The sequence below is a fragment of the Leptospira weilii serovar Ranarum str. ICFT genome (assembly GCF_000332415.1).
Taxonomy (GTDB): domain Bacteria; phylum Spirochaetota; class Leptospiria; order Leptospirales; family Leptospiraceae; genus Leptospira; species Leptospira weilii_A.
The window spans coordinates 1-17,221 of the sequence record NZ_AOHC02000026.1 but is presented as its reverse complement, the minus strand read 5'-3'; the positions used below and the strand labels follow the sequence as shown (position 1 = coordinate 17,221).

Annotated in this window: 18 protein-coding genes; 11 read left to right on the top strand and 7 right to left on the bottom strand. The window is 43.4% G+C overall.

Features of this window, described 5'->3' with window-relative positions; all coding sequences use genetic code 11:
* The first annotated feature begins 97 nt into the window (after window positions 1-97).
* Window positions 98-967 carry a tetratricopeptide repeat protein gene (locus LEP1GSC060_RS07965; RefSeq protein WP_003001218.1) on the top strand — a complete coding sequence of 290 codons (870 nt, stop codon included), beginning with the start codon at window positions 98-100 and terminating at the stop codon, window positions 965-967.
* A gap of 90 nt (window positions 968-1,057) precedes the next feature.
* Here the strand turns inward: LEP1GSC060_RS07965 and LEP1GSC060_RS07960 are convergent, their stop codons facing one another.
* The gene (locus LEP1GSC060_RS07960) at window positions 1,058-2,638 is read right to left on the bottom strand and encodes a DUF2079 domain-containing protein (RefSeq protein WP_003001008.1); all 1,581 of its coding nucleotides are present in this window, start codon (window positions 2,636-2,638) and stop codon (window positions 1,058-1,060) included.
* 406 nt (window positions 2,639-3,044) lie between these two features.
* Between LEP1GSC060_RS07960 and LEP1GSC060_RS07950 the strand changes: the two genes are divergently transcribed.
* A complete protein-coding gene (locus LEP1GSC060_RS07950; protein ID WP_036095834.1) occupies window positions 3,045-4,151 on the top strand; it encodes a TMEM43 family protein in 1,107 nt (368 codons plus the stop codon).
* A gap of 288 nt (window positions 4,152-4,439) precedes the next feature.
* Here LEP1GSC060_RS07950 and LEP1GSC060_RS07945 read toward each other — a convergent pair whose 3' ends face one another.
* The 6 genes from LEP1GSC060_RS07945 to LEP1GSC060_RS07920 form a co-directional block, all read right to left on the bottom strand.
* Complete coding sequence (locus tag LEP1GSC060_RS07945) at window positions 4,440-4,880, bottom strand: DUF1761 domain-containing protein (RefSeq protein ID WP_003001042.1); 441 nt, start codon at window positions 4,878-4,880, stop codon at window positions 4,440-4,442.
* A 166-nt stretch (window positions 4,881-5,046) separates the two neighbouring features.
* The gene (locus LEP1GSC060_RS07940; protein ID WP_003000903.1) at window positions 5,047-5,778 is read right to left on the bottom strand and encodes a FecR family protein; all 732 of its coding nucleotides are present in this window, start codon (window positions 5,776-5,778) and stop codon (window positions 5,047-5,049) included.
* Window positions 5,779-5,792: 14 nt separating this feature from the next.
* Window positions 5,793-7,244: a hypothetical protein gene (locus tag LEP1GSC060_RS07935; protein WP_036095832.1), complete on the bottom strand. Its 1,452-nt coding sequence runs from the start codon at window positions 7,242-7,244 to the stop codon at window positions 5,793-5,795.
* Window positions 7,245-7,641: 397 nt separating this feature from the next.
* Window positions 7,642-8,661 carry a magnesium/cobalt transporter CorA gene (corA, locus tag LEP1GSC060_RS07930; RefSeq protein WP_003001031.1) on the bottom strand — a complete coding sequence of 340 codons (1,020 nt, stop codon included), beginning with the start codon at window positions 8,659-8,661 and terminating at the stop codon, window positions 7,642-7,644.
* A gap of 359 nt (window positions 8,662-9,020) precedes the next feature.
* Window positions 9,021-9,572 (bottom strand): TetR/AcrR family transcriptional regulator, encoded by a 552-nt coding sequence (locus tag LEP1GSC060_RS07925; protein WP_003001033.1) that lies wholly within the window; start codon window positions 9,570-9,572, stop codon window positions 9,021-9,023.
* Window positions 9,573-9,574: 2 nt separating this feature from the next.
* Window positions 9,575-10,378, bottom strand: coding sequence for a hypothetical protein (locus LEP1GSC060_RS07920; RefSeq protein WP_003001293.1), 804 nt, complete (start codon window positions 10,376-10,378; stop codon window positions 9,575-9,577).
* Window positions 10,379-10,464: 86 nt separating this feature from the next.
* Between LEP1GSC060_RS07920 and lepB the strand changes: the two genes are divergently transcribed.
* The 9 genes from lepB (at window position 10,465) to atpH (ending at window position 17,217) form a co-directional block, all read left to right on the top strand.
* On the top strand, window positions 10,465-11,460 hold the full coding sequence (lepB, locus tag LEP1GSC060_RS07915; RefSeq protein WP_003000989.1) for a signal peptidase I: 996 nt from the start codon (window positions 10,465-10,467) through the stop codon (window positions 11,458-11,460).
* Window positions 11,461-11,465: 5 nt separating this feature from the next.
* Entirely contained in the window at window positions 11,466-11,741 is a 276-nt protein-coding gene (locus LEP1GSC060_RS07910) for an AtpZ/AtpI family protein (RefSeq protein WP_036095829.1), read from the top strand.
* A gap of 388 nt (window positions 11,742-12,129) precedes the next feature.
* Window positions 12,130-12,840: a TPR end-of-group domain-containing protein gene (locus LEP1GSC060_RS07900; RefSeq protein WP_230458313.1), complete on the top strand. Its 711-nt coding sequence runs from the start codon at window positions 12,130-12,132 to the stop codon at window positions 12,838-12,840.
* 223 nt (window positions 12,841-13,063) lie between these two features.
* The gene (locus LEP1GSC060_RS07895; RefSeq protein WP_036095823.1) at window positions 13,064-13,669 is read left to right on the top strand and encodes a TPR end-of-group domain-containing protein; all 606 of its coding nucleotides are present in this window, start codon (window positions 13,064-13,066) and stop codon (window positions 13,667-13,669) included.
* A gap of 603 nt (window positions 13,670-14,272) precedes the next feature.
* Window positions 14,273-14,602, top strand: a complete 330-nt coding sequence (locus LEP1GSC060_RS07890; protein ID WP_003001296.1) for a hypothetical protein — start codon at window positions 14,273-14,275, stop codon at window positions 14,600-14,602.
* Between the two features lie 102 nt (window positions 14,603-14,704).
* On the top strand, window positions 14,705-15,814 hold the full coding sequence (gene atpB, locus LEP1GSC060_RS07885) for a F0F1 ATP synthase subunit A (protein ID WP_003000891.1): 1,110 nt from the start codon (window positions 14,705-14,707) through the stop codon (window positions 15,812-15,814).
* A gap of 49 nt (window positions 15,815-15,863) precedes the next feature.
* Entirely contained in the window at window positions 15,864-16,163 is a 300-nt protein-coding gene (gene atpE / locus LEP1GSC060_RS07880) for an ATP synthase F0 subunit C (protein ID WP_003001195.1), read from the top strand.
* A 3-nt stretch (window positions 16,164-16,166) separates the two neighbouring features.
* Complete coding sequence (locus LEP1GSC060_RS07875; protein WP_003000986.1) at window positions 16,167-16,688, top strand: F0F1 ATP synthase subunit B; 522 nt, start codon at window positions 16,167-16,169, stop codon at window positions 16,686-16,688.
* 4 nt (window positions 16,689-16,692) lie between these two features.
* On the top strand, window positions 16,693-17,217 hold the full coding sequence (atpH, locus tag LEP1GSC060_RS07870; RefSeq protein WP_003001323.1) for an ATP synthase F1 subunit delta: 525 nt from the start codon (window positions 16,693-16,695) through the stop codon (window positions 17,215-17,217).
* The last annotated feature ends 4 nt before the right edge of the window (window positions 17,218-17,221 follow it).

Genomic DNA, 17,221 nt, shown 5'->3' with positions numbered 1-17,221 from the left:
AAATTCCCTTAACACGGACGTCGCAAAAAGAGAAGAATCGGAAATTTTCGAATCAATAAAAAGTTGAATTCCGAATGATGTCGGTTTTTATGATCTGATGGAAAATAAAATACTCGGTTGGTTTTTCATTCTCGGGATCGCCCTTCTTGGTTTCGGTTTATTTTTTCCCGAGAAAACGAATTCGGCCCCGAGCGCGGCGGCCGCCAAAACTTCGCAGATCGAAGAAATCGGAAAAGGCGTCCTATCTTGGATCGAAGAAATCAAAACGAGTTCGGCGACTTCGAATCCGGTTCCTTCCTCCGATACGAAGGAGCCGGATCCGAACGAAATTTTTAACGAAGCTTATAAAGCGAACGAAAGGGGGGACTATCTCCTATCGATCGAAGAATATTCCAAATATTTGATATTGGTTCCGGGCGACGCTTCCGGTTATTACAATCGAGGTCTGGCAAATTACACTTTGAAACGCTACGACGAGGCCGTAAAAGATTTCAACAAAGCGGTGGAAATCGATCCGAACAAAACTTCCGCTTTTCTTTATAAAGGTTACGGAAACGAGATGATCGACGATTGTAAACAAGCGATCCAGGACTTTCAAAAAGCGATTTCACTCGGTGAAAACAAAAACGCGGAACTTTACGGTCACAAGGCGCGTTGCGAGAATCATTATGAGGATTATTCCGAGGCTCTTGACGACGCTCGAAAAGCGGTGAACCTGGATAAAAAAAACGCTTATGCTTTTTTTGAATTGGCTTACGCTCAGTACGGTTTGCGGAAATATTCGGAGTCGGCTCTGAGTTATACGAAAGTGTTACAATTCAATCCGAACGACGAGGTCGCGTTTCATAACAGAGGGCTTGCTTATGTTTTTTTAAAGAAAACCCCGTCGGCGTGTAAGGATTTTCAAAAATCTCTGGAGTTGGGATACGCGGACTCCAAAAATCGATTGAATGAATATTGTAAGTAATTTCAAAATTCGGAATATTATTATTTTAAAGAATTCTAAAATTCTAAGTTTAAGGCTCTAGAATTAAAAATTTTGAATTCGTTTTGTTTTCTAAAACGCGCGGGGCCGGCCCGTTCGACGCAACAAGCCGAAACGATTCGTCCTTTGAACCCAACGTAATTTATCTCCGTGTACGTCCGCGTCGATTCGCTCTAAAATTTTTGCGGAACTCAAATAAGCGGAATTGTATTCGAGATCGACAACGACCCATTCCTTCCATTCTCGATTTTCCCGAATCGGATACGCCGGATTTTTTAAAGAGACAAAGGGAGAAAGATGAAACCCCGCGGAGACGGAATTTCCGGCGGGGATTTGTTTCAGAAGATTTTTCAACTCAGTCGCCAAATCGGGCTTAGATTCGAATACGATCGGATATTCGGCTTCCTTGGAATTCCTATAGATCGAAACGGAAAAACTAAGAATGAGAACGATTAAAAGTTTTTTTTCCTTGGACAAGGAAGATGAAAATTTCGTTTCGGAATTGTCGGTTCGATTTTGAATCCATTCGACTCCGGTCCTTAAGAATAAAATCAAAAAGGGTACGAGTGGATATATGTAATAGCTGTATAAATCCCGGACCCAAGGATGAATCGATAATCGAAACACGGAATACAAACCTAAAAAGGGAAATAATAACCAACCCCCGGTCAGGTTCCAAAACCCCCATTCCAAACTTAAATCCCGGATTCCTTTCCAATACTGAAATCTACTTTCCGGATTTTGAATGTAATCCAAAACGGCGGAGGCGGGGTTTTCGATTCCCGTTCCCCAGTATTCCTTCCAATTTTTTTCCGCTGAATTTCCGGTTAGGTCGCTTAAGATCGGAAACATAAGAAAATAATAAAATACGCAAGTAATAAAAACGGAAATCCATTCCTTTTTTCTTTTGTTGTCCGTGGCAATCATGCCGACGGCCAACGCGGCCAGGTAGATCGCGACGTCCTCCTTGATCCCTAAAAAGAAACAGAGGCTTGCGGCGGTAATCCAATGGTTTCGTTTTTGAATTCCGATCAATACGCATAAACAAAGGACCGGAACCAGAACTTCGAAGTGCAGGGAATGGTTCAACCGATAAAAACCGGACGATCCCGACCAAAGGAGCGAGGCGCAGAGGGCCAGTTCTTCGGAGACTTTACATTCTCTTAAATAATAATACAAAAGAGGGATCGTCATCGAGGCGAAAAAAAACACCCCGACTCCGAACCCGAGTTCGGAACCGAACAGAATCGGAAAGGGAGTCAAAAGTAAAATTCCGGGCGTCATGTGATGAGAGAGAAAGTTCGCATTTTCCGCCGGTCCGTAGTATTGAGTTTGAAAAATGTTTCCGTCGATCGTCGGAACGATCATTCTGAGTTGGGCCGTATAATCGAAATCGCCTAAGAAAAAAGAATCCAACGCGGTTTTTGTGTAAAAAATTCCTTCCGCAAAAACGAACAAGGACCAATACGAAACGAGAAGAAGGGGCGAAACGTGGATAGACGAGAGGGATTTTTTTTTCCATATCCAAAAAAAAATCGCACCACAAAGGAGGATTCCCGCTAAGACGATTCCTCCGATTCCATTGCTTCCGATCCGATATTGAATCGGAAGATAGAATATAAAGAAGGGTAATAAGAATACGCGTAAGAACATATCGCTTTTATCCAAAGTTCATTTTTGATTTCTAATTTCTTCCGAAAAAAGTCGACTCGTATTTTTTGAGTGAGCGTTCCTATAATTTTAAAACGAAGTGTTCGGTTGCAATCGGCGATACAACTCTTCATCGTACTATTGGAACTTCCACTCAATCCAAAGATGACAATCAATCGGAAGTGATCTTAAAAATAAACTCAAATGTTATCGATGGCATTTCGAGATTCGATGGAAAGTTTTTGAGACGTTTCTTTCCGATACGATTTTCTCTCCAATGGGCAAAAATTTATTTACAATCCTTTGGTGTTCTTAGAAATTTTCGCAACTTGCAGTCGATCTGAATTTCAATTTTACGAGAAAAATCAAGCTGCAAAGTTTCCCGCCCAAAATCAAAAGGAGAAAATTAATGGCGTTTGAAAGTCCGGACGGAATGTCCTCAACGGAAAGTGTAGGTTTCTTATCCCAAATGGGAAATTCATTCAAGAGTATTCTTACCGGAATCGTCTTGTTACCCGTGTCGTTTATCATTATCTACAACGTGGAAACCTGCGAACAAGCGAGCGCAGCTTTGAAAAACGCGGTTCCCGCAGGACAGGCTAAGGAAGGTCAACCTTCGTATGTCACAGGAACTCTCAAAGCGAGTCCTCTGAGCGGACAATTCGTGAAAAGCGGTCCTTACATTTCTTATTCCGTAAGCTCCGAAGTGTATGCTTGGGACGAAGAGGTAAAAACGGAAGGTTCCGGTAGCAATAAAAAAGAAGTCAGAAAATGCGTGTTGGAATGGACTTCTTCCCCCGAAAATCCTTCGAGTTTTAAACTTTCCGGATGTCGCGCGAAAGCGTATCATAGAAAATCCGTAAAGGATCAATCCGATTCCGCATCGGGAGCCGCGATTCTTGCGGACGGTAAAAATTATTCCGTCAATCTCTCGGACGTGGACTTCGCCTCTCAGGTTTCCTCTCGGAATGCGAACGAAGACGAGATTTTTTCGAACGGATTCGTTTATGCCGACGGTTATCTCCACAGCTCCAAGTCTTGCGTCGAATCCGAAAAAGAAGGTTGTGAAAGAGTGAAGATTTCCGTAACTCCGATTCCGAATGGAGATATGACTTTTATCGGAGACGTAAACGGGCGGAGAGTGGATCAGTTCGTTTCCGCGGAAGGAAATAAATTCTTGAACGCGAGTGTGGGCGGTTTTGCGGAAACGATGGCGGATATCAAGTCGGACGACAACACCATGAAATGGGTAGGAAGGGTGGTCGGATTTATCGCGATGTTCAGCAGTTTCACTCTGATGGCCGGACCTCTGACTTCTCTTCTGAGTTTTATCCCTTTTGTGGGAGATTTGGGAGGAGGTTTGATCAAGGTGGTTCTCGGTGTCATCGCTTTCGTGATTACGGCGATCACCATTCTTCTCATTAAATTTTGGTATGTCTGGTTGATCATACTTTTAGGCGCGATCGGCTACGGGATTTACAAGAAAAAATACGCTTCTCAAAGCGCAAAAGCCTGATCCACATCGGTCGTTTTTATTTTGTATTCGGGAGAAGATCGACGGAAGCCGATCTTCTCTTTTTAGAGTTTGCTCCAAAAACCGAAAAGATAGACGCCGTTCAAGATGGATTGGAGGAGGATATTTTAAAAGTACTAAATATTCTGTTATTTATATATTCAAAAAATAGAATTCAATATGTCTCTTTGAAAATTTTATCGGTCGGTTATCGGAGGGAAAACTTTCGCACTTGTTCCAAGTTTAGACCTAAAACGGGATAAAAAACAAATGCGAAATGGAAACGGACGATTATCTCCAATAAGAAAGAATCATCGCGACCGACTGGAGCGCTATGAAGTTGTAACCCGCGCCGATGCTAAAAAATTTCCAGGATCTACCTTCAAAGGCCACGTTATTGAGCAACATAGGAACATAGAATCCGAGCCAAGTATAAAATCCCGAAAAGAATCCGTAGACGTATGCGGGACTGTCCTCTCCTGCGTGCCAGGAAGAAGCTTTCCACACGTTCGTTGTGTAAAACAGAACGTAAGCCGTTAGAACAGAACCGATTACCATCATTCCCATGGATTTCAGAACTTCCTTTTGCTCCGGTTTGAAGTCCGCGGGAATTCCCATCTCCTTCATCCATAGTTTTCCAAAGACGGGTCCGTACCATAGGGATCCAATGATAAAGTTTACGACAACTGCGGCCAATACGGCCAAGTAGTTGATGTTCAATTCGGGGTGCATAAAAAACTCCTTCTTTTTGAGAGTGTATGTTTCGCGTAGATTCGAACGAGTGTCAAGTGGATTCTCATGCAGGAAAGGAGGAAGGCACGGCTTTGTAACGAACCTAAGCCGCAAAAAAAACCGGCTTGCGCCGGGTCAACGGACGTTGGTTTTCGTTAAAGAGAAACTATTGTTTGCCGTAGGTTTCGTCCTTGGGAACGTCTTCCGGAGGAATCCAGCCTTCCGGAGTGTGACAGGAAAGGCAGTTTTTTAAAGAAGGATTTTTTTTCAGTCTCGTTTCAAAACCCGGAAGGGTCTTCAACTTCTTTATAATTCCATCATATTCCACTTTTTTCATATCCGGATTATTGGAGGAGACGATCGTTCCCTTTCCTTTTTCCTGAAGGATTTCTTTTCCCTCGAAACCGGAAACGATAACCTTACCTTCACAGGTGCAAAAGGAAGAATCCCTTGTTGAAAGGTCGTACAAAACCGAGAACGAGGTTCCTCTAACTCCCGCCGTCGAATTCGGGGTCGCAACGTCGAATTTTTTTCCCTTGAGATTTACGATCTTAAACCAAACAAAACCTTGATCGACTTCGAGCCGACCGTTTTTGGTTTCTCCGTAAAAACTTGCAAGTCTGATCTTAGTGTTTTGTTGGATCTTAAATTCGGAGCCTTTGTAGAGGATTGTAATTCTAGAACCGTTACCGGTGGAGATCAGATCCCCTTCGTCCACGAAATCGTTCGACTTCAGAGGATTCCAGGAGTTCTTGCCCGATTTTTGAACATGAGCTTTTCCTAATAAAAAACTCACTTGGGCATTTTCCGTTTTCGATTCCTGGCTCAGTAGTACGATCGAACTTCCCGTTATAAAAAGAGAAATCAAAATCGATACGATCTTTATACTTTGGTTCATAACAATCTCCTAATTTAAAATTCCATTGTGGTTCTCAAAAGTATCTGTCTGTCCAATGCGGAATAGGAGACGATTCCCAGGTTTGCGCCGCCGTCCCATTGTCTTAAATATTCCTTTTCGGTTTTTTCGTTTCCGAGCGGATCGATGTAGACTTTTTGTCCGACCCCGTTCGTGTCGTAGTTTTTGTTTTCAATATAACCGATCGCCATTTTAAACTGTGGATTGACGACCCACTCAAAAAAAACGCTGATCCTTCGAAACGAACTTTTGCTCGAGTATCCGTTCGTTCCGGTTTCAGGCAAAATGTTTTGAATCGGAGTTGCGAGGCTTGCGTTCGAGGTTCCGAATCCTGGAATGAATTCTTTTTGAACCGTGTCCGTAACACCGACCACTCCGTTGATTCCGGTTCCTTGTTCGATTCTTCCTAGGAAATTGAAGTTACCGAATCCGACGGAAAACCAGGCATACAACGCTTTTCCGAAACCGTCCTTACCGAATACAACCGGAGCCGCAAAGGGTTGCAGTCGATCCCTGATTTCTCCGCTGTTTCGTTTTTTGAAAAAACCTCCGAGACCCAGATTCCATTTTACGGAGCCGTTCCAGATAAAGTCGGTTTCGGAACCCGCGGTGTCGGATTGTAAACTTTGGGTTTGTCTGGATAGGGCGGTGTTAGGATTCAGATCGTTCGGGAGACAGGTTGTTTTTCCTTCGAAACATTCGTTTCCTCCGGCGCCGATTGCGTTTTCCTTTCTGTAAAAAAGATGAAAGCCTGCTTTTCCTTTTTCGCCTAACTGCGGTTCGACGGAAAGCCTCGAAGAAACGTCCAGTCCCGCGGAGTTGGTGTTTTGTGTTTCTCTATAACCCTCGCCGTTACCGACCATAAGATGGGAACTTACGAAGGACCATTTGCCTACGACGCTCAGTCCTATGTCTGCGGGTTGCGGAGCAAAGCCGAGAGATTCCAGAGGGCCTCGGTCGATGTATCTCCATTTCCAGTAGTTGCTCCATTGAGTATAAGTATGAGGAAGTTCTTGAATTCCGAAACCCAGAGTGTAACTTCCCAATGAAGTATCCAAGTTCTTTTTGACGCTCGCTCTACGAACGTTCAAGACATACGGATTTTGTTTGGTTCCGGTGTCCGATCGCGTATCCGATGTTAGCTGGTTATTTCGAATCAGTTCTCCCCAGAGTTCCGCTTGGATTCCGGTTTGTTCGAACGTCTTCGAGATCATAAGAAGGGTCCAAGGTGTGGAAAAACCGGTTTTATCGTTCGGGGCCGCGTTGGAAGTTCCCGAGGCGCCGTCCCGAATCCGCGCGCCGTACGAGGGGGAAATTACGGCTTTGACGTCCAGACCGTAGTAGGCGTCCGGCTCGTCTTTTTTTGCGGTCACAACCGGTTCCGAGTACATCGACCGAGCCAAAAATAAGAACAGTAGCGACATCGTACAAATTCGAAATATTCTCATGTTTTCCCCGAACGGTTACTAAGTAGGAAAAAAATAATTTCGTCAATTTTTTATTCGATTTCAAGAATATTCTTTTTTCTTAAAAAACGATTTAATACGGATCTCTATAAAATCGAGTAGCGCTAACTTTTATCGCAAAATACTGTTTTAACGCAAAAAATTAGGTATTTTATGATAGGGTTATGGGTATCCCTAACCGCTAAACGTTGCAGTTCCTACGTTTCAAGTGGTTAGGTTGACCTTTTTTTGAGAACTTTTTTTAGGATGTTACGGGTTCAAAAATAAAAATGGAATTTTCAGATAGTTTTTTGATTTTTTGGGAATTTGATTTCTAAAACGCGGGAAAGTTTTGAGTGAATCATCGGATATATTTTAAATTTAGAATATAATAATAATTTTAATCTTTAAACCAATGTTTTTTACGAAACCAATAAATCATCGCGGGGGGAATGAGAGAGGCCGAAAGAATCGTAAAATACAAAAACGGAACGTTGTCGTAGGGAATCGCGGTGAAGTTCATCCCGAAAAAACCGGTGAGAAATGTGAGCGGCATAAAAATCAAACTGATCAGAGTCAGTCGTTTAACAACATCGTTGGTTCTTTGCGAAATCACGGAAAAATACGCGTCCATCGTGTTCCCGAGGAGATCCCGATCCAAATCGATCGTTTCATAGAGCCTACTCAAATGATCGTATACGTCCCGAAAATAAATCTGAATCTTAGGACTTAAAAAATTATTATCTCTTCGGATCAAACTGTTTACGATTTCTCTTTGAGGGGAAAGGACTCTTCGAATCCGAGTGAGATTTCGTTTCAGAAAAAGGATTCCGGCGATGGTTTGATTGCTGTCTTGATTGACGAGGATCTGCGATTCGATCCGAACGATCTCTTCGCTCATCTTATCCAAAATCGGAAAATTGGAATCCACCGTCTGATCGAAAAGCATATAAAGAATCTGATCCGTTCCTCTAGAAAGCGGGTTTCCCTGTGTCATACAACGTGTCCTAAGTTGTTCGATTAAGGGTTCTTCCTTTTGATGAACGGTGACGACGAACTTTTCGTTGAAAAAAATATGGATCTCGTTGCTCCTCAGGATTTTCTTTTCGGTGTCGTATTGAAACCGATGGAGAACGATGAAAAGATACAAACCGTATTCTTCCAGTTTAGGTCTTTGATTTTTATTGATACAATCCTCGATTGCGAGCGGATGGAAATTACATTCTCTCGCGAGAAAGTCCATGTCTTCTCCTTCGGTCGAATCCAAATCGATCCAGACCAAACCCTTTGAGCAAAGCCATTCCAATTCGCCAAGATCGGCGGGTTTGTCTTTGGCGTCTTGAAACATTTGGCAAGGATTCGCTACCGATTTATCTTGGTTTCCTTCCGGAAAAAATTCCGTGAATAAGATTCGTTTCAAAGAGAGAGTCTCCGTCGGTTTAAATTATTTCATCCAGAATGTCTGGCAAGGAATTTACCATATCGCTAAACTCAGCGCGTCGCTCGAACATAACCGGCGCTCCGCTATCTTCAGCTAATTCGCTCTCTATGGATCGCTCTTTCTCAACTTCGTTGAGAGCTTTCGATGTACGCTCCGCTATCTTCAGCTAATTCGCTCTCTATGGATCGCTCTTTCTCAACTTCGTTGAGAGCTTTCGATGTACGCTCCGCTATCTTCAGCTAATTCGCTCTCTATGGATCGCTCTTTCTCAACTTCGTTGAGAGCTTTCGATGTACGCTCCGCTATCTTCAGCTAATTCGCTCTCTATGGATCGCGAATTATGTATTTTTCAGAGTATGAACGAGGTAGTTGCGAAAATCGTCGAGGGAGAATTCTTTTTTGTTTGTGAGATAGTTGATCATATAACCGATCGCGGTGGACGCGAGGTTTTTAATTTCAAACTCGTTGTAATTCGGTTTGATGGCGCGGATTGTCTTTTTGGAAGTTTCAAAAAAGATCATATTGACGAGGTGAATGTTTCTTCGTTTTAATCGATGGATCTTGGGTTGGAGCATCAGATTCCAATAGAGTCTGAGGTAATCTTCGTTTTCCTTAACAAGACTGATGAGACTTTCGGAAACGTTTACGATCAGATCTTCTCGGCTCGGATTTGTAACCACTTCGTCCGTCAGATAACGTTTTAGAATTTTATCATGCGATTCAATGATTCCTTCTAAAATCGCCTCTTTCGAATCGAAATAACGATAGGCGAGTCCGAGGGAAACGCTCGCCTTCGAAGCGACCTGTCTCATCGTCGTTCCGTGGTAACCCTGCTCGGAAAAAAGTTTGAGAGAAGTTTTTAGGATTAGATCCCGAGTATCTTTCGCCATTCTTATCGGATGGAGTAGAGAACTTTTCTGGCTCCGATTCTTTCCCTATTTGTTTCCATTCTGTTTTTGTAAGAGAATGCCTTTTCCGGTTTTAAGACGGAAAATAAATCGTAGAGTTCGATCTCGAAAAACAACATCGCTTCGGCCACTTCTTCCGGACTTTTTTTCAAAGACTCCTGAACGTTTACGACTACGTGTCTCGAATTGATGAGGTCCGGGCCGATCACTTCCGCGATTTTTCTGAAATTGGATTTCGTGATCGTTCCACCGACGGAAGTTTTTTTCCCTCTTTCTCTGGAAAGATAGACGATGTTTTTCGTGACTCTCATCACTTCTTCGTCGTCCGGAATCAGACCCATGGAAGCCGAAAGATCGGAACGGGCGGCGGTGACTTGATTCAAGTCTTCAAACGAACGAGAATCCGTGATTTCCATCAGATTCTTATAACCCGTGATGGTTTCCAGATTGATCGACTTGGAAACCTTGCCGTAGTTCACGGGAGTGAGCATACTTTTTAATGTCTGAATAAAATTTTTGAGTGCGTAAGAGGATTCGATCATAGGAGCGCAGATTCCTTCGATCTCCTCTTTGACAAGCATACGAATATCCGTCCTCGCCTCGGGACCTCCGATCTTCACGGTCACAGGGATCAAGTCCCTTGCCGCCAAATGGAGAATTCGGATTTCATCCGCATCCATGTCCTCGGTTTCGGTTCCGCCTTTCAGTCCGCAGATCGGATACTGATCGGTGAGAGAAACGAGGGTCCTTCTGAGTTCGATGAGTTTGCGGTCTATCTGCTCTTTCACAAACAAAGTATCGGCGATTTTTGAAAAACCGATAGAATTTTTAACGCAGGATTGACAGGGGAGAGAAGATTCTTTTTGCTTTCCCTATGAACTCCGAGGTAAAAACAAAAGATTCGTCCTCCGAGGAAGAATCTCCAATCAGCTCTACATTTTCCTTTATTCTGATCGTGATCCTGGTATTTGCATTCAAATCCTCGGTTTTAGACGCGAATAATATTCCTTCCGGGTCGATGATTCCCACCTTAAAAATCGGTGATTTTCTGTTCGTTAACAAGATGCGGTATTCCATTCGAATGCCTTTTACAGAGTCGGAACTCTTCCGGATCGACGATCCAAAACGAGGAGACATCGTAACCTTTGCCCCGCCGCTTCGGGCCTTGAGCCTCGGAGACAGCCGGGACGGATTTTTCGCAAAACGTTATGTGAAACGAGTGGTCGGTCTTCCGGGCGACACGATTCGAATTACTTCCAAATTTCTTTCCACAAAAAAAGGAAACGTGAACTATTCGATGGTCGAATACAAGGAAAAAGGATCCAACACGTTCCAAGGTTACGATCCTGTGGAAGTGGAAGAGGGGAATCTTTTGGGAGATTTGGACAATCTCTATGCGCCTACGAGATCCTTGTTTTTGGAAAAGAAACCCGGCTTTGAACACTACGTTCTGGAAGGTTACGAAGAAGATCGTAAACGGCTCGACGGGTACGAATGTAATTTTTCGATCGGTTGTCAGATTCCAGAAAATCAGTATATGGTCGTAGGCGATAACCGAGACGACTCTCACGATTCCCGTGCCTGGGGTTTTGTCAAAAGAGAGGACATACTCGGAAAAGCTCTTGTGATTTATTTTTCCATCAACTGGAAGGACAACGTCTGCGAGTATAAAAACGGGAAGGAACTTTCCGAAAAGGGTCCGGAGTTTGCGGAACGTTATCAAGGCGAGGAACTCGTAAAGAATTGTCATCCTTCGGAGATCGGCCTGGTTCGGGAAGAAAGCAAAGCGGGTTGGATCGAACGCACTCTTCGGTATAGAATTTGGAGAATGGAAGTTCGTTGGAATCGGATCGGAACGATTCTGCGTTAGTCGCCATGTCTGATAAGAATGTAGAACCCTCGGATAAGGATCCTTCCGATAAGGACTCCGGATTTCAGAAAGATTCCAACCCCAAGGAGAAAGAATTTTCTCCTTGGGAATTTGCGGGTTTAGGAATGGAATTCGGTGTGATCGTAGTCGGTTCGGTGTATTTCGGAAACTATCTGGATACGAAGTTACATTCCTCACCGTTCGGACTTTTGGGCGCCTGTCTGCTCGGTTTTTCCTACGGGATTTACTACATCATCTACAGAACTACATTGAAAAAGTAAGAGTGGTGATCTCATGCGAATCCGTTGGGGATTTGCTGGATCGAGTTAGGCGGAATCGAAACGAGATCGATTGGATTGAGATTGTACCGAACAAAGTGTTGGTCGGTAATACGTCCGTGGATTTTGGGATCGAAATAGTGGTCGGTCCTGCGTCGCTTGAGCGCATGATCTCGGCTATTTCGAAAGATTCTGTTTTTCTAAAGTAGAATTCTTGAATGGTTTTGATAAACAGTTCGCTGTAAATTTCCTTTGCAAAAGGTGTAATGTTCGTTTGGATGGAATCTTTCGTTCGAACATCCGTTCATCGTTTCAAAAAAAATCCATTTCCGTAAAAAACGGAGAAAGTTTTCCCAATCCCTTTGGTTGTTCCTTCGATCGTTTCGCCTTTATGAATTTGCAATCTATTCAACTTCTATTCTGCTTTTTGGGGATGTTATTCTTCCAGAATTGCGCTCTACTGTTCCCGATGGAAAGGGCTTCTGAACGCTGGCTTGCGTCCGTTCATAAAATCGAACGTTCGTCCGGACAGGAGCGAAAACTTGCGGAAAAAGAATATGCAGAGAATTTAGAAAGTTTTCAAAAAGAAGATTCTCAGGAAATCAAGGGATCTCTTAGAGATTATATTCTTACGGAAACCGCGTCCCGATTTCATTCTCATATTGTTCAAAAAGAATGGGCCGCCGCCGTGTTTGTCGCGCGTCTTTACGCAGAAACGATTCCGTTTCTTGGAATTGGAGATCCTACTTTAAAAGGAACCAAAAGTGGGAATCTTTATTCTGCGAGAGAATATTTTACCGCCGACCTGATTATTTATACAACCGAGAGCAAGGATTCTCAATTTCTTTCTTTGATCCAACAGATGATTCCAAATCCGATCGGTGACGCGAGACTCGCGTTCAATCTTTCCTGTTTGTATGCTCTCAGTGGAAAAAAACAGGAAATGCTTCAGTTTATGAAGATTGCTCTCTTTCTGGGAAAACAGACCGTTGACTTTGAAAAGGATTCCGACTTCAATGCGTTTCGTTCTGATCCGGATTTTATCAAAATGATCTGGGACGGCCCCGCGCTGGATCCTTCGCTGATTCCACCCGCCAAGTAAATGTAGGAACTCATACAAGCGGATGACTAAGGTAAATTGTGGGAACTCATACAAGCGGATGACTAAGGTAAATTGTGGGAACTCATACAAGCGGATGCCAAGGTAAATTGTGGGAACTCATACAAGCGGATGACTAAGGTAAATTGTGGGAACTCATACAAGCGGATGCCAAGGTAAAATGTAGGAACTCCTTCGTTTTCCGTTAACTTTTATTTGGATAAGAATGCAAACTAAATCAATCTTGAATCTGAAACATACATTCTTTGTGCGCGCTGCTTTGGTCGTTACCTTCCTTATTTTTTCGGGGAACTGTTCCTATTCTGAAAGGGCTGAGGAAAGTTTACGGAATTATTTGCTTGTTAAGACCGCGTTGCAATTCAATGAACACATCTCCAATAATCAATGGTCCGAGGCTGCAACTGTCGCTCATTTATATTCGCTCACGATCCCGATTCTTGGAATTGGGAATACTCAATTGACCGGGGTTAAAAGTGGGAACACCTATTCTTCCGCAAGAGAGTTTTTTGCAGCGGATCTCATTGCCTATACCGGGATCACAAAGGATTTTGGGCTTTTGTTTCTCGGGAATCAAATGATTCCAAATGATGTCACCGATTCCAGGTTACCTTTCAATCTTGCCTGCCTTTACTCAATCCAAGGAGATAAAGAAGAGGCGCTTCACTATACAACGATTGCACTTCGTTTGGGAAAATCTCCTCGGGACTTCTTAACGGATCCAGATTTTGACAGATTTAAAAAGGACGCAGATTTTATCCGAATTATGAGGGGAGGGTCCGTTTCGTCTTCCTCTTTGAATCCTTCCAAGTAGGAACTCCTCCCTTTCTAATTTAGAACTGAAACTCGCCGTTCTACTTTGAAATTTGTGGGAACTCATACAAACTGCAGACTCTTATATACAATGTCGGAACTCCTGCTCGAAGTAACATTTTCTCTACGTAATCTTGTTTTCGGAAGAATGTAGGAACTGCTACTGTTCGGTCTCTGTTTAACTTTCCAGAAAACGTAGGAACTCCTTCGTTTAAATCTGAACTTTGTTTGTTGGAATCTGATCGTTTTTGTATATCTCGAAATCGTATAAAATTTGGAAACGTTGTGGGAGATCCTACAGTTTCAATTTCGAACTGAAACTCGCCGTTCTACTTTGAAATTTGTGGGAACTCATACAAACTGCAGACTCTTATATACAATGTCGGAACTCAGACTTTTCGAATTCGAAACTGAAAATCACCGTTCTACTGACAAAAACGTAGGAACTCACACAAAAATCCCAACACCTCTGTTTGATTTCTCACCCGAAAACGTAGGAACTCCTTCGTTTTCAGTTTCCAGGATCAAATTTGAATAGGCTTTTTGCGCTCTTTACTTCTTCTTTGAACGGAAGGGTCGTCCCCCCAAAAGGAAACGTCATCGAATGAGTTGGAAGAAATATCTCCTAGGACTTACGATCCTGATTCTCGTCTTAGCTTCAACGTATCAGATCTTTTATCCGGAGAGGAAATTTCTTTCCGGAAGTATTCTCGCGTTGTTTTTACTCTTTCCGTTTTATCTTCTTAAGATGTTTACGATTCTAAAATTTCCCGAAAAAGGAGTAGGAATGCAGATGGGGATAATGGCAGCCTCTTTCTTTTGCAATGGAATTGCCCTTTGGGCAGCAGTTTCACAGAACGATAGTTCTGATTTTATAATCGGTTTTTTGATTGCCCATTTCAGTCACTTTCTAATAGTTGTATTCGCGAGCTGAGTCTTCCGGAATCTCGTAAAAATAAAAAGAAACCCGGAGTATCCGCCAATTCTGTGCAAGTGGTTCGTAATTCGATACGATCCGATTTTTTGATTCGAAAAAATGTATCTAAACCAGACTTCTTTTATGACAAAAAAGTACATCTTCTTTGCGTTCTTAGTCGTATTTTTACCGTTTCAAGTATTTGCATCGGAGGAAGTTTCTCACGAAACTTTCGATTTAAACGAAGTTATCGTCCATCACTTGATGGACAACGCCGAGTTCCCGTTTAACGTAGGTGGGGTGAAGGTTTTCGAAGGGGAGCCTGGTTTTGATTCTACCGCCGCCACGATCTTTACGGATTCTGAAACCGGAAAACGTTTCCATTTCGTAGGCGGATTCGACATGCACATCACCAAACGTGTAACGATGATGTGGATCGTAGCCTTTCTTCTTTTTATCATCTTCATCCCTGCGGCTCGTATCATCGCAAAAAATCCGCTGAAAGTTCAGTCTCGTTTTGCAAACACAGTGGAAGTTTTCGTAAATTTTCTCCGCAAGGACATCGTAGACGAAAGTATGCACGGACACGGTCACGGATACTACCACTACATATTCACATTGTTCTTTTTCATTTTATTCTGTAACTTGATGGGACTGGTTCCATCGGTGGGGGAAATTCTCGTCGTCGGAAAAGAATACGTAGCAATCGGTGCGACAAAGATCGGACTCATCGCACCGGTTCCTGAAACGTTGATCGCGGCCCACGGCGGCGGACACGGGCACGAGGTTCCTTGGGTCGCAAAGATTTGGAGTGGAATCACCGTAACCGGAGATATTTCCGTTACGATGACGCTCGCACTCCTTACGATGTTCCTCATTTATACGGCGGGTTTTGTCCATCAAGGACCTAAGTTCATCTGGCATTCCGTTCCCAACGGGGTTCCTCTTCCGTTGTATTTGATCATGTGGCCTTTGGAGTTCATCGTATCTCCGATGGCAAAAACATTCGCGCTAACGGTGCGTCTTTTGGCGAACATGACCGCGGGACACGTTATCATTCTCGCTCTGATGGGTTTTATCTTTCAGTTTCAATCTTGGGGAATTGTGCCGGTTTCTATCATCGGTTCCGGATTGATTTATGTTCTGGAAATCTTTGTGGCTTTTCTCCAGGCATACATTTTCGTACTGCTTACTTCCTTATTCGTGGGACTAAGCATGCATAGGCATTGATTGTAGAATATTGCAGTTAAACACGTAAATACAGGAGGCAATGAGCAATATGGAATTTGGATTAGGATATATTGGTGTAGGAATCGCAGCGGGAGTTACAATTCTCGGAGCAGCTCTCGGGATCGGAAGAATCGGTGGTTCCGCTACGGAAGGGATCTCCAGACAACCGGAAGCGGGCGCTAAAATTCAAACCGCAATGATTATCGCTGCGGCTTTGATCGAAGGTGCGGCCTTGTTCGCTCTCGTGATCGCTTTTCAAGCGGCGGGAACTCTGAACGCAGGTCTGAAAGCTACCGTTGAATTTCAAACAAAAGCTGCAGCGCCGGCTACCGAAGAAAAAGGAAAGTAACACTTGGTACTCTTAGCTGCTAAGGGATTAAGCCTCCTAGATGTAAACCCGGGTCTGGTAGTCTGGACTCTGGTTACCTTTCTGGTCGTAGTCTTAGTTCTGAAAAAGTTTGCCTGGGATGTAATTCTGAAAGCTCTCGACGAAAGAGCCGAGACCGTACGGAACGACATCGAAAAGGCCTCAGAACTCCGTTCGGAGGCGGAAGCCCTCTTAAAGGATTACGAAGCTAGGTTGAACTCTGCGAAGGACGAAGCCAACGCAATCGTTGCGGAAGCGAAATCCGATGCTTTGAAACTGAAGGACAAACTTCTGGAAGAAACGAACCAAGAAGTGAGATATCAGAGGGATCAGGCAGTGAAAGAGATCGAACTCGCGAAAGGAAAGGCGCTGGAACAATTGAAGACTCAGTTCGTAGATATGACGATCACGGTCGCAAGCAAGGTTCTGGAAAAACAACTCAAAGCCGAAGATTACAAAACTTTTATCGAAACCGAGTTGGATAAACTGGGGAAACTGAGCGCATAAACCAATGAACGATTCCGGTGTTTCAAAAACATACGCGTCCGCACTTTTAGGAGCTACAAACGTTCCGGAAGAAGTGGAACAAGAACTCGGCGATTTAGTTCGGCTCTTTTTCGAAGAGGAAAAGATCAGGAATTTTTTTCTTTCTCCGACGGTATCCGTCGAGGAAAAGGAGAACGTTTTGGGAAAAAATCTCCGGGGAAAAATTTTGGACGTAACTCTAAACTTTCTCGGAGTACTTTTAAACAAAGGAAGATTCATCAACCTTCCCGAAATTCAAAGGCAGTTCACCGTAGAGCTGGATAAGAAAAAGGGAAGAGTTCGCGCCCAAGTAAGAAGTTATCCTTCTTTAGAACCCGCTCAAATTACTAAACTCGGATCCATTCTTTCGGAAAAATTCAAGTCGGAATTCATTCTGGAAGTTTCGGAAGATAAAACTCTTCTGGGCGGATTTGTAGTACAATTCAACGACTTAAAAATCGAAAAGTCCATCGCTTCCCAGCTCGGGGAAATCAAGAAAGCCATATACTAGGTGT